The sequence below is a fragment of the Marinobacterium litorale DSM 23545 genome (genome assembly GCF_000428985.1).
GTDB classification, from domain to species: Bacteria; Pseudomonadota; Gammaproteobacteria; order Pseudomonadales; family Balneatricaceae; genus Marinobacterium_D; species Marinobacterium_D litorale.
Genome location: NZ_AUAZ01000020.1, coordinates 49,254 through 61,946, shown reverse-complemented (window position 1 = coordinate 61,946; position 12,693 = coordinate 49,254). Strand labels below are relative to the sequence as shown.

The window sequence follows — 12,693 nt, the reverse complement described above, 5'->3', positions numbered from 1 at the left end:
GCAGGCCGCAGCCCGCCCCAGACCATCAGATTTCCATCAGATCGGTTTCTTTTTGCGCCAGCAGCGCATCCACTTCACCGACATACTTATCGGTAATTTTCTGGATCTGATCTTCGCCGCGACGGTTTTCGTCTTCCGTGATCTCTTTTTCTTTCAGCAGATCTTTGAAATCACCATTGGCATCGCGACGGATATTACGGATCGCAACACGGGCGTTTTCCGCTTCCAGGCGCGCCTGACGGATATAGCCTTTGCGGGTCTCTTCGGTCAGCGCAGGCATGGGAACGCGGATGATATCGCCGTTCGTTGCCGGATTGAGGCCCAGATCCGATTTCATGATCGCCTTTTCCACTTCCGGGACCATCTTCTTTTCCCAGGGGTTGATCATCAGCGTACGGGCATCTTCAACAGAAACGTTAGCGACCTGCTGAATCGGCACCATGGAGCCATAGTAGGAAACCTGAACCGAATCCAGGATGGCCGGGGACGCGCGTCCGGTCCGGATCTTCTTGAAGTGCTCGGTCAGAGATTCAATGCTCTTCTTCATACGCCCTTCGGCGTCGGAAACAATCTCGCTGATCATCTTATTCTCCAGCGGCAGGACCGCAGTCAATCAAGGTACCCTCGTCACCACCCACAACGAGATTGACGAGCGCACCGTGCTTGTTCATGTTGAATACGCGGACCGGCATATTGTGGTCACGCGTCAGGCAGATGGCCGTCATATCCATCACACCCAGCTGCTTCTCCAAAACCTCATCAAAGCTCAGATGCGTATAGCGCTCGGCCTTGGGGTTTTTCACCGGATCATCGGTAAACACACCGTCAACCTTGGTTGCCTTCAGCACCAGGTCGGCTTCGACTTCAATACCGCGCAGACAGGCAGCAGAGTCAGTGGTGAAAAACGGATTACCGGTACCGGCGGCAAAGATTACCACATCCCCCTGATTCAGGTATCGCATCGCATTGCGACGATCATAGTGATCGACCACACCGCTCATGGGAATTGCGGACATCACGCGGGTCGCAATATTACAGCGTTCCAGCGCCTCACGCATAGCCAACGCGTTCATCACCGTGGCCAGCATCCCCATGTGATCGCCGGTGACCCGATCCAGACCGGCAGCACTCAACGCCGCACCCCGGAACAGATTACCGCCCCCGATCACCATCCCGACCTGAACCCCAATACCCACGAGCTGACCGATCTCCAGCGCGACACGGTTGAGCACTTTAGGGTCGATACCAAAATTCTCCTCCCCCATCAGCGCTTCGCCGCTGAGTTTGAGAAGAATGCGTTTGTATTTGGCGTGTTTGTCGGTAGGAGGCATGGGTGGAATCTCCAAAGAGGGTGGGAACAGAGTGTAAAACAACAGTGTGGACCGGGCGAGGCCCGATCCACCAGCACCCGATTAGCCCTTGAGCTGCTCGGCCACTTCAGCTGCGAAGTCCTTGTGCTCGACTTCGATACCTTCGCCCACTTCGATACGCACGAAGGATACGAGTTCCGCACCCGCCGCCTTAACCAGCTGACCCACAGTCTGCTCCGGGTTTTTGACGAACGGCTGCTCGACCAGGCTGTTCTCGGACAGGAACTTCTTCAGACGGCCACCAGCCATCTTTTCCTTGATCTCTTCCGGCTTACCTTCCATATCGGGCTGAGCCTTGATGATCTCTTTTTCGCGATCCAGCTCTTCCTGCGGCATATCTTCCGGCTTGGCCACACGCGGATTTACCGCAGCGACGTGCATGGAGATATCACGCGCAACTTCGGCATCGCCACCAGTGAGGACAACCAGAGCCGCGATACGGTTGTTGCTGTGAACATAACCATCAACCACCGAACCTTCGACAACCATGATCCGACGAACAGAGATGTTCTCGCCAATCTTCTGAACCAGCGCTTCACGGGCAGATTCAAGCTCACCCGCCATCAGCGCAGCCACGTCAGACTGCTTGTCTGCGAACGCTTTATCCACAACCTTGGCGACAAAGCCGAGGAAGTTATCATCACGCGCAACGAAGTCAGTCTCGGAGTTAACTTCAACAACAACGGCGTAGCTGTTGTCGTCAGCGACCTTGACGGAAACCACGCCATCGGCGGCCACACGGCTGGCTTTCTTCGCCGCCTTCATGCCGGAGGACTTGCGCAGATCATCAATCGCTTTATCGATGTCACCTTCAGCTTCAACCAGTGCTTTTTTGCACTCCATCATGCCAAGGCCGGTGCGCTCACGCAGTTCCTTGACCATCGCAGCGGAGATATTCGCCATCTTGGTACCCCTTAAAGATATTCGTGTTTAACCTGAATCCAAAAAAGGGGAGCCAGGCTCCCCTTTTACGAATCGCTCAAGCTTAGTCGCAGCGTTTGACAGCCCGATTACTCGGCTGCGCTCTGCTCCTCAACTTCGACAAACTCGCCTTTCTCACCGGCATTGGCAGCAGTGCCTTCAACACAGGCATCGGCTACAGACTGCGCGTAGATCTGAATCGCACGCAGCGCGTCATCGTTACCCGGGATCACGTGATCGATGCCATCCGGGTTGCTGTTGGTATCAACAACACCGATAACCGGAATACCCAGCTTGTTGGCTTCGTTCACTGCAATACGCTCGTGATCAACGTCGATTACGAACAGTGCGTCCGGCAGACCACCCATCTCTTTAATACCGCCGATGGACAGTTCCAGCTTTTCCATCTCACGCGTACGCATCAGCGCTTCTTTCTTGGTGAGCTTTTCGAAAGTACCGTCCTGAGACTGCGCTTCCAGCTCACGCAGACGACGGATCGACTGGCGGATGGTCTTGTAGTTGGTCAGCATACCGCCGAGCCAGCGGTGGTTGACGTAAGGCATGCCAGCGCGGATCGCTTCTTCTTTAACAACTTTAGAAGCGGCACGCTTGGTACCTACGAAAAGCACCTTGTTTTTGTTGGCAGCCATGTTTTTGACAACGCCAAGCGCGTCATTCAGGGCCGGCAGCGTGTGCTCAAGGTTAATGATATGGATCTTGTTGCGGGCACCGAAAATGAACTGAGACATTTTCGGGTTCCAGTAACGGGTCTGGTGACCGAAATGAACCCCTGCCTTGAGCAGGTCACGCATGCTTACTTTAGCCATTCTGATATTCCTCTGAACGGGTTATAACCTCCACATATCCCACCGTCCAACCGCGTCAGCAGCACCCAGGAGCGGCGTGTCGATATGTGTGTGTCGTGTTTAGTGCCAGCCACAACGGCCAGCACGATTTTTTGGGAGCGCTTTTATACCACAACACGCCTTCAGTTTGAAGTCGCCTTTATCTGAACCGGCTTTTTTCGCTACAATCGACAACCAATGTCATTTGCTATCGGTTCGCGCTATCGGCAGTACACCCGTGCCGAGTGGCGATCCCCATTCCAAACATACCCCGAGACCTCTCCCACTGTAGGATCCGGCTCGGGGCGATCCGACTTCGCGGAGCCTTAATGAGTATTACCATCAAAACCCCTGACGAGATCGAAAAGATGCGTGTCGCCGGCCGCCTGGCTGCCGAGGTCCTCGAAATGATCGAGCCACACGTCGTACCGGGCGTCACCACCGAAGAGCTGGATCGTATCTGCCATAACTACATCGTCAACGAACAACAGGCGATACCGGCACCACTGAACTACCACGGTTTTCCCAAATCGATCTGCACCTCGGTCAATCAGGTGGTCTGCCATGGTATCCCCGGACCCAAGAAGCTCAAAAGCGGCGATGTCATTAACATCGACATCACCGTCATCAAGGACGGCTACCATGGCGATACCAGCATGATGTTTTTTGTTGGTGACGTGGCACCCCATGCTGAACGCCTCTGCCAAGTTACCCAGGAATGTCTGTATAAAGGGATAGCCTTGGTACGACCCGGCGCCCGCCTGGGTGATATCGGTGAAGTTATCCAAAAGCATGCGGAGTCCAATCACTACTCAGTGGTCCGGGAGTATTGCGGCCACGGTATCGGCGCCGAGTTCCATGAGGACCCCCAGGTCTTGCACTACGGCCGCGCAGGCACCGGAGATCTGCTTGAAGAAGGTATGTGTTTCACCATCGAACCGATGATCAACGCCGGTAAACGCCAGGTAAAGCTGAACAAGCGTGACGGCTGGACCGTGGAAACAGCGGATCGCCGACTGTCGGCCCAGTACGAACACACGCTCCTGGTAACCGCCGATGGCTGCGAAATCCTGACCCTTCGCAAGGGCGAATCAGTATAGGCCGCCAACCGCCTTCACGGAGACCGATCATGACGGACACCTTCAACCCGGATGAACAGTTCGCTCGCTATCTGAATGTAGCAACGCTCAAGCAACAACTGTCCGAGGGCTCGCCGATCAAGACCCTTAAGGTGGCCTTGAAGTCATCACTGGAAACCATGAATGAAGCGTTTCGAAACGGTGAGGATATCCGTCATCTGGTTTACGGGCGGGCCTGGGTCCTTGATCAGATTCTGACCCTGGCCTGGACTCGATTTGACTGGCCCGATCCGGCGCGGGTCAGTCTGGTCGCGGTGGGCGGCTATGGCCGGGGCGAGCTGCACCCTTTCTCCGATGTGGATATTCTGATCCTAACCGACGGCGTTGAGGCAACCAGTTTTGAAGAGAGCATCAGCGGCTTCCTGACCCTGCTCTGGGACATCGGCCTTGAAATCGGCTCCAGCGTGCGCACCATCGACGACTGCTACGAAGAAGCACGCAACGACATTACCATCGCCACCAATCTGATCGAGTCACGCACTATCACCGGCAACCCGGAGCTACAGGAACGGATGTATGACCGGGTCACCTCAGAAGGTGCCTGGACTGACAAAGAGTTCTTTCGCGCGAAATATGCTGAGCAGGTAGAGCGTCACGAGAAAACCAACAATACCGAGTACAACCTGGAACCCAACCTGAAGAACTCGCCAGGGGGCCTGCGCGACCTGCAAACGATCGGCTGGGTGGCCAAACGCCACTTTGGTGCCACCTACATCAGAGACCTGGTAGACCACGGTTTTCTGACCGAGTCGGAACTGGAAACACTGAACACCGGCGAGCTCTACCTCTGGACCGTCCGTTATGCCCTGCACATGATCAGCAAACGGCGCGAAGACCGCCTGCTGTTCGACCATCAACGCGCCCTCGCTGAGTTCTTCAAGTATAAGGACGATGAAGGCGCCCTGGCGGTGGAGCAGTTCATGAGCAAGTACTACCGGGTTGCCAAGGCGATGTCCGAGTTTAACGACATGCTGCTGCAGTACTTCGACGAAGTGATCCTGCGCGCCGAGGATGAGCAGCATATTGCACCCTTGAACAACCGCTTCCAGATCCACAACAACTACCTGGAAGTGACCTACGACAAGGTGTTCGAATACCACCCCTTCGCGCTGATGGAGATGTTCGTTCTGATGGCTAACCACCCTGAAATCAAGGGTGTCCGAGCCTCAACCATTCGACTGATCCGCGACCACCGACACCTGGTCGATGACAGTTTTCGCAATGATATTCGCAACACCTCGCTATTCATGGAACTGCTGCGCTCACCGGAAGGCGTTTCCACCGAACTTAAACGGATGAACCGATACGGCATCCTCGGCCGCTACCTGCCCGAATTCGGTCGCATTGTCGGACAGATGCAGCACGACCTGTTCCATATCTACACGGTGGACGCCCATACCCTGAAAGTGATTCAGAAGATGCGCCAGTTCCGCCATCGCGATCACCGCGACGGTTTTCCGGTCGCACATCGGGTGGTTAATCACCTGCCCAAGATTGAGCTGCTTTATATTGCCGGCCTCTACCATGATATCGCCAAGGGCCGCGGTGGCGACCATTCGGAGCTGGGTGCCGATGACGTGATCGCTTTTTGCGAACGGCATCATATCGGCAAATGGGATACACAACTGGTGGCCTGGCTGGTGCGCAATCACCTCAAGATGTCGATGACCGCCCAGCGACGTGACCTGTCCGACCCAGCGGTAATCCATGCCTTTGCCGAGCAGGTACGGGATGTCATCCACCTGGATTACCTCTATGTATTGACCGTCGCCGATATCAACGCGACCAACCACACACTGTGGAACAGCTGGCGCGCCAGCCTGCTGCGCCAGCTCTATATGGAGACCAAACGCGCACTGCGCCGTGGCCTGGAAAACCCGGTCAATAAAACCGAACGCATTGAACAGGTTCAGCACGAAGCCCTCATGGCGCTAGGGCGAATGGGCGTCCCCGAAGATGACGCGCGCAATCTGTGGCAGCGATTGGGCGACGAGTACTTCCTGAGGGAAGATTCCAAGGCGATCGCCCACCATACGCAGGCAATATTGGAGCATCACCAGCCAGACATTCCACTGGTGACATTGGAGAAAAATACCTTCCGCAGTCACGAGGGCGCCACCGAGATATTTATCTATACCCAAGACGCCCCGAACCTGTTTGCCGCGACAGTATCCACGCTCGACCAGCTTCACCTAAGCGTTCAGGATGCACGAATCATTGTCAGCGACAACGGCTACGCACTGAATAACTATACGGTGCTGACTGAAGACAACCAGCCGCTGTCCGAAAACCCGGACTATCTGGAGAATATACGCCAGCGCCTGATTGAAGAGCTCGACGATCCGGAGGACTACCCCGATATTGTCCAGCGTCGGGTCCCGCGACAGCTCAAGGCGTTCGCCACCAAAACCCGCGTACTGATCAGCAATGACCCTAACCTGCAGCAGACCGTGCTGGAAGTGATCACCGCAGACCGTCCCGGCCTGCTGGCACGCATCGGGCATATTTTCGTCCAGTTTGGCATCACCCTGCGCAAAGCCAAGATCGCCAACGTGGGCGAGCGCGTGGAGGACTTCTTCTTCATCACCGATCACGACGACCAACCCATCAGCGACCCGGATTTATGCCAGACTTTGCAAAAAGCGATCTGCGAACAGCTCGATCAGCACGTTCAACACAGTCAGTAAGGAGCCGAAGATGAATCCGCAGACCCAAACCGAGATCGAAGCCGCCGTTTTCCGGCGCCTGCTTGAGCACCTTGACGCGCACAAGGAGGTGCAAAATATCGACCTGATGATCCTGGCTGACTTCTGTCGCAACTGCCTGGCCAAATGGTATGTCTCCGCTGCCGAGGAGCGGGGCGAGAGCCTCGATTACGAACAGGCTCGGGAGATCATCTACGGCGAACCCTACGATCAGTGGAAAAGCAAATACCAACAGCCCGCCACCGAAGCGCAAATGGCCGCCTACAACGCCCGTCAGCAGCAAAGTTAAAGCGAGGATCAAAATGCGCGAAGTAAAGCCTTAGAAAGAAAGCGTTTTTTTCTAAAGTTACTTTGCGCATTACCGATACCCCTATAAACTGTCTCCGGAACCGAATAAAAAGTGCACTGCTGCACAAAGTGGAAGGAAGCGCTGCTATGAATCGCCTTGTCCAAACAGCTATCTCACTGATCCTGTTTTCATTTATCGCTGGCTGTGCTTATCAGGGGCCGGGGGCCTACACAACGTCGGCCGGCGGCGCAACACAGGAACTCGTCATCAACGTGACCGGCTATGGCGCGCCCAAATCCACCTTTGAAAATCTGGCCCAGCGTCGACTGATGGCACTGCGAGCCTCTGAAGTTGATGCTTATCGAAAACTGGCCGAACAGGTTTCCGGCGTTCAGGTTTTTGGGGACACCAGTGTCGAGGACTTCATTGCCGGCCGTGATCGTCTGCGCACGCGCATCAACAGCTTCATCCAGGGTGCAGCGATAACCAATCAGGAGTTCCAGGACGACGGCCTTGCGATTACCAATATGTCGCTTAAGGTCAACCGTCTGCAGCTCGAGCGGATGCTCGCCCGCGAGCGCGCCGAGAATCGCAGCCATGACGGACTGGCAACCGGCACAGCCTACCCTTACTACGAGTCCTACGCGCCGCGTTACTGATCGCCCGGGATCAGAGGAGTATTCAGGGTGCCGAATCATAAGCATTCACTGTCCACATATGCGCTGATTGCGGTGATAAGCACCGCTTCCCTGCAAGCGGTGAATGCTGCGAGCTACACCGTCAGGCCTGGTGACAGCTTTTCAGCGATCGCGGATCGCGAGTTGGGCGATGCGTCTCGCTGGCGGGAGATCTGGTCTCTCAACCCCCAGGTACGCACACCGGAATCACTCAGTGCCGGCACCCGGATTCAGCTCCCGGACGGGCGGATGCAACCCGCACCCCGGATGGAAACACAGCCTGATGCCTCATCCATACAGCCCCCCGCCACGCAGCAGCCATCGAAACCCAGTGCCAGTGAAATGCTCGCCCGGGAGGAGATCAGCAGTGGCCGCCTGGCCCGTTTCATGGCGCACTACCGGTTGATGCCCGCCTCGTCCATAAGCAGCGCGGCGCGTTTTGTCGCCCAGCGTTCCGAAGCCAATGGCGAAGCGATCTACGCCGAGAACGTCGGCTCCCACTACGGTGTTGGCCAGACATTCGGCGTTTTCCGGGAGGATAGCAATCAGCCCATCAGCGACTATCGAATACTCAAGCGTGTAGCGTTGGCCCGGCTTGACTACGTCGCCGATAACAAGGCGAAATTTCTGCTGCTTAACCAAGCGTCAGCCGCAGAGAAAGGAGATCTGATCCTGCCCGCGCAGCATCCAGCGAGCACCTCTCTCAACCCGACGGAAGTGACGAAACAGATCTCTGCCCGCCTGAAACGGGTTTACCACGAGACGCCGGATGGCTACTTCGCCTTGATTGATGCGGGGCTCGAGTCCGGGGTGCAGCCGGGCCAGATATACCACTATTTCAAGAAGGACTTTGTACGCCAGGGGGGCGATCAGGCGATCGAGGAGTTCCCCACCCAACCCGGCGGCAGCCTGATGATACTGTCGACCGAATCTGGCGCCAGCCTGGCCAAAATCATCACCTCGCGCGCGGTACCGGCTGCCGATGACCGCGTTCAATGAGTCACAGGCAGCGGAACCGGCTTACCCTCTTTAAAGCGCACACACGCCAGCGTTCGAATAACCCGCCCCCCAACTCCTAGCCGCAGCTTCCCCGTCCGACCATCGAGCGATAACCTACCCCCATTCAGCTCCGCACCCGATAAGCTTAAAAGCCCCGCGTCATAACCCAGCGCATTAAACGGATTTTCCATCTGACCGTTCAGGACAGCCGGCAGATCACATAGACTAACGCCTTCCAGATCCCTGTCCCGCTGCGGGTCAAGATGGCCGCCCAAGACATGTGAGCTGGCAAACACCGGCATGTCGCCTGCGTACAGATAATCCAGCATCGGCTTGATCCGCCGGGCGAGATCTGGCCCGGTCAGCATCACAACGGCTGATATTTCAGGCCGAGGACGAGGTTCAAACGCCACCTCCCGCTCCACAATAGCCGTGACTCTGTCCGCACGAACCCGGCTCTCGGTCACTCCCAGTGCCGACGCGAGGACAGACTCCAGGTTCTGAGTGGTCTCAACCATATAGCTGTTTTCAACCTCACCGCCCTGCCAACTGAGAACCTGTTCGAATCGTTGACCGAGTGACCGGGCCCAGTCGTCATTTTGGATCAAGAGCAGAACCGGCCCCTGTGCAACATCTAAAACCCGTGCGGCAAGCTGACCCAGCTCCTGATCCGATGCCAGATCCAACGCAGCGCCCGGAAAACCCGGCGCCGTGAATCGGTTCAACGCGATAACCGGAACAGGCAGATGGTCCAATGTCACCATAGCCTCCACAGACGCAGGCGCGAGCGGACCCACCACCAGATCCACATTTTCGCTCTGTGCCAACCAGCGCAAAAAAGCCTCGGGATTTTCCATCTCGCGACTGTCGTACAGTGCTATTTCCGGCACCGGCTGCCCCGTTGCCTCAACGTCACGATAGGCGCTTTCCAACCCTTCAACCAAGGCATCGCTGGGCTCGGCATATTCACCGAAGAAAGGCAGTACTGCCGCCACCCTCTTCGGCGCGGAGGGCCAGCCTTCCAACGGCTCCGTTGCAATCAGCCGAGACACCAGCGCGGACGCCGGATGGTGATACCAGTTGCGGTGCCATTGTTCGATACGAGCGCTCCGTGCGGTCACGTCTCCCCGGACAACCGAATAGGCCTCCGCCAACTCAAACCAGCCCTGCTCAAAATAGGTGTTCCGACCGGTGCGCAAAAGTTGATCGAGCTCCCCGGGGGATAACATCGTCACCGATTTCCACAGGTCGACCAACCGATCATCGGTCACAGGTTCTTGAGTGCTGATCGACTGAATCTGGCCCCGTATCGACGCCAGATCCGCTGCCCGAGCACCGCTGATGCCCAGCACAACAAGCAGTGTTAAGAGCAGATGCCAACGGTGCTCCATATAACTCTCTCAGGCCACTTTGTTGCGGCTGTTACAACGTCGCGAATGACGGGCTACAATGGCATCAACCCGGCACGGACCTTGGCTTAGTTTCTATGCACCAATTTATCAGACTGGTTATTGCTATCGTAGGCCTGACCACCCTGTTCGCCTCCCCCATCGCATCCGCCATTAGCGTTGAGGCAGAGGGGCAGGCACCGATCAACAGCACCGACCCCGGACAAAGCCGTGAGCAGGCACTGAAGCGCGCCATGGAAAGGGCCTCCATGAAAGCGAATACTTACATCGCCTCCACACAGCAAGTGCGCAACGGGGTACTTGAAGTGGATGACCTGCGCACGGACAGTCTGAGCCAGATCTCGGACGTCCGTATTCTTCGTGAATGGGAGGATAACGGCCAGCACCATGTTCGCATTGAGGCCGAGGTGGAGATCCGCTCCGGCTGCAAAGATAACCAGCACGCCCTTGCCTACAGCAAAACGGTCGCCATCGGAACTTTCCCTCTGGAACGCCCCACGGATGCAAGGCTCGGTGATCTGGGATCGGTCCAACGCGACCTGAGCGCGCTGCTCGCCAATGATTTACGTAGCGCCAGCGCTTTCAATGCACTGGATGCCGGCGACATCAACCTGATTCAAAACCCGGCGCAAGCGCCGGTAACAATGCTGCCTGAAGGCGCCTTAAGCACGCTGCTGCGCAGCTCGGAACAGCTCAACGTCCAGTTTCTGATCACTGGCGTTATCCGCAGCATGGCCTCTCATCAACCCGTCGGCCCCGGCGAACCCAATATTCTGGTTGACCTCTACAATCAGTATGACCGGAACGACGACAACTTCAGACGCGACTTTATTCTCGACCTCTACATCTACGAAGCGCTCACAGGCACGCTGAAGCACCAACAGCGCTACCAGCTCACCGCCGACTGGAATCTGGATAAACATCAGAAAACCGGCTTTGCCACAGCGGCTTTTTGGCAGCAGCCCTATGGCCAGGAGCTTAGAAAAATGCTGCGCAGCATTGCCAACGACATTCAGATGGAGCTGACCTGCGAACCCTTCGCCGTCAGAATCACGCGGACTCAGGGGAACCAGATCTGGATCGGTGCCGGTGCTGATAGCGGACTGAACCCGGGCGACCGCTTGACCGTCTACCGCCGTTATACTGACTACGATCTGGAGATGCGACCGATTTACGAACTCAACAACACCGGTGAGTCAGCCACTGTTGAGCGGGTCCATGCCACCCAGTCCACCGCCACTCTGACGACTGATGCCCGAAGTCTGAACATCCAGCAGGATGATGTTGTCATAGCCCACTGACCGCACAGGGTCACGAAAAAAACCGCTGGCCAATGAGCCCCTGGCATATCTGCGCCCGGGGGCTGTAGTATTCGCCTCTCTCTATATCATCAACAACGGAGTCACTATGCAAAGCGAACTGTTCAGTGAACTGGAGCAGAAGATTGAAAACCTTATCGAAGAGGTCGAGTTAATGCGCCTGGAAATCAGCGAGCTGAAAGAGGAGCGCGACGCGCTCGCGTCGCAACGCGGGCAAACCGATGAGCGCCTGCAACAGTTGCTGCAGAAATTTAATCGCCTGGAGGAAACCGCCTCAGCCTGAGACTGAAGCGGCCTGCCCGCGATACTGTCGGCCCTTACTGCTGAGTCCCACGAATCCTCACCTCAACCCGACGGTTCAATGCCCGCCCAGACGCACTGCCATTATCGGCGATGGGGTTACGTTCACCGTAGCCCCGAGCATTCAGACGCACACCACTGACACCGGCCGATGCCAGGTAATTGGATACGGCCAGCGCCCTGCGCTCGGACAACTGCTGGTTGTATTCAAAGGAGCCTGTGGAGTCGGTATAGCCCTCCACGTCAATCACCGTGCGGTCGAACTTCTTAAGCACCAGCGCGACTGAATCCAATACGGGATAAAACGCCGGATCCACACTCGCACTGTCGGTGGCGAAGGTGATATTGCCAGGCATAATCAGGCGAATGTCGTCACCGACACGCTCCACACGCACGCCGGTTCCTTCCAGCTCCTGGCGCAGACGCATCTCCTGCTGGTCCTGGTAATAGCCGATGCCACCACCGACAGCACCGCCGATAGCCGCGCCCGCCAAAGCGCCCTCACCCCGGTTGCCGTCCGAAACCGCAGCCCCCAGAATGGCACCGGCGACCGCTCCGATCCCGGCCCCTGACGTTGCTCGGGAGGTTTTCTGCTCCTGCGTGTAGGGGTCCATCGTCGTACAGCCGCTCAAAAACACAGCTGCCATTAGCGATGCAATTGCCGTTTGCTTTATCATCTTGCTCTCCTGCTGATCCAATACTGTGTCGAGTTATAGCCCA

13 protein-coding genes are annotated in these 12,693 nt (G+C 56.6%); 7 read left to right on the top strand and 6 right to left on the bottom strand.

The genetic code is table 11. The annotated features are described in order from the left end of the window. Positions 1 to 25: 25 nt before the first annotated feature. From frr to rpsB, 4 genes are all read right to left on the bottom strand, one after another. Positions 26 to 583 (bottom strand): ribosome recycling factor, encoded by a 558-nt coding sequence (frr, locus tag G403_RS0114680; RefSeq protein ID WP_027854650.1) that lies wholly within the window; start codon positions 581 to 583, stop codon positions 26 to 28. 1 nt (position 584) lies between these two features. Continuing rightward, complete coding sequence (gene pyrH, locus G403_RS0114675) at positions 585 to 1,331, bottom strand: UMP kinase (protein ID WP_027854649.1); 747 nt, start codon at positions 1,329 to 1,331, stop codon at positions 585 to 587. Between the two features lie 81 nt (positions 1,332 to 1,412). Next, positions 1,413 to 2,273: a translation elongation factor Ts gene (tsf, locus tag G403_RS0114670; RefSeq protein ID WP_027854648.1), complete on the bottom strand. Its 861-nt coding sequence runs from the start codon at positions 2,271 to 2,273 to the stop codon at positions 1,413 to 1,415. A 107-nt stretch (positions 2,274 to 2,380) separates the two neighbouring features. Continuing rightward, a complete protein-coding gene (rpsB, locus tag G403_RS0114665) occupies positions 2,381 to 3,118 on the bottom strand; it encodes a 30S ribosomal protein S2 (protein ID WP_027854647.1) in 738 nt (245 codons plus the stop codon). Positions 3,119 to 3,465: 347 nt separating this feature from the next. Between rpsB and map the strand changes: the two genes are divergently transcribed. From map to G403_RS0114640, 5 genes are all read left to right on the top strand, one after another. Continuing rightward, positions 3,466 to 4,236 (top strand): type I methionyl aminopeptidase, encoded by a 771-nt coding sequence (gene map / locus G403_RS0114660; RefSeq protein ID WP_027854646.1) that lies wholly within the window; start codon positions 3,466 to 3,468, stop codon positions 4,234 to 4,236. Positions 4,237 to 4,265: 29 nt separating this feature from the next. Beyond that, entirely contained in the window at positions 4,266 to 6,962 is a 2,697-nt protein-coding gene (locus G403_RS0114655) for a [protein-PII] uridylyltransferase (protein WP_084404055.1), read from the top strand. A 10-nt stretch (positions 6,963 to 6,972) separates the two neighbouring features. Further along, positions 6,973 to 7,269, top strand: a complete 297-nt coding sequence (locus G403_RS0114650; RefSeq protein ID WP_027854644.1) for a DUF1244 domain-containing protein — start codon at positions 6,973 to 6,975, stop codon at positions 7,267 to 7,269. Between the two features lie 146 nt (positions 7,270 to 7,415). Beyond that, positions 7,416 to 7,928, top strand: coding sequence for an LPP20 family lipoprotein (locus tag G403_RS0114645; RefSeq protein ID WP_027854643.1), 513 nt, complete (start codon positions 7,416 to 7,418; stop codon positions 7,926 to 7,928). 27 nt (positions 7,929 to 7,955) lie between these two features. Next, positions 7,956 to 8,945 (top strand): LysM peptidoglycan-binding domain-containing protein, encoded by a 990-nt coding sequence (locus tag G403_RS0114640; protein WP_027854642.1) that lies wholly within the window; start codon positions 7,956 to 7,958, stop codon positions 8,943 to 8,945. Here G403_RS0114640 and G403_RS0114635 read toward each other — a convergent pair. Continuing rightward, on the bottom strand, positions 8,939 to 10,336 hold the full coding sequence (locus tag G403_RS0114635) for a penicillin-binding protein activator (RefSeq protein WP_027854641.1): 1,398 nt from the start codon (positions 10,334 to 10,336) through the stop codon (positions 8,939 to 8,941). The genes G403_RS0114640 and G403_RS0114635 overlap by 7 nt on opposite strands. 95 nt (positions 10,337 to 10,431) lie before the next feature. On the opposite strand from G403_RS0114635, the gene G403_RS0114630 reads away from it, so the two are divergent. Beyond that, complete coding sequence (locus G403_RS0114630; protein WP_027854640.1) at positions 10,432 to 11,655, top strand: flagellar assembly protein T N-terminal domain-containing protein; 1,224 nt, start codon at positions 10,432 to 10,434, stop codon at positions 11,653 to 11,655. 106 nt (positions 11,656 to 11,761) lie between these two features. Continuing rightward, positions 11,762 to 11,956, top strand: coding sequence for a cell division protein ZapB (gene zapB / locus G403_RS0114625; RefSeq protein ID WP_027854639.1), 195 nt, complete (start codon positions 11,762 to 11,764; stop codon positions 11,954 to 11,956). A 34-nt stretch (positions 11,957 to 11,990) separates the two neighbouring features. Here the strand turns inward: zapB and G403_RS0114620 are convergent, their stop codons facing one another. Next, positions 11,991 to 12,650 (bottom strand): YiaD family glycine zipper/OmpA-like lipoprotein, encoded by a 660-nt coding sequence (locus tag G403_RS0114620; RefSeq protein ID WP_036233988.1) that lies wholly within the window; start codon positions 12,648 to 12,650, stop codon positions 11,991 to 11,993. Positions 12,651 to 12,693 lie beyond the last annotated feature (43 nt).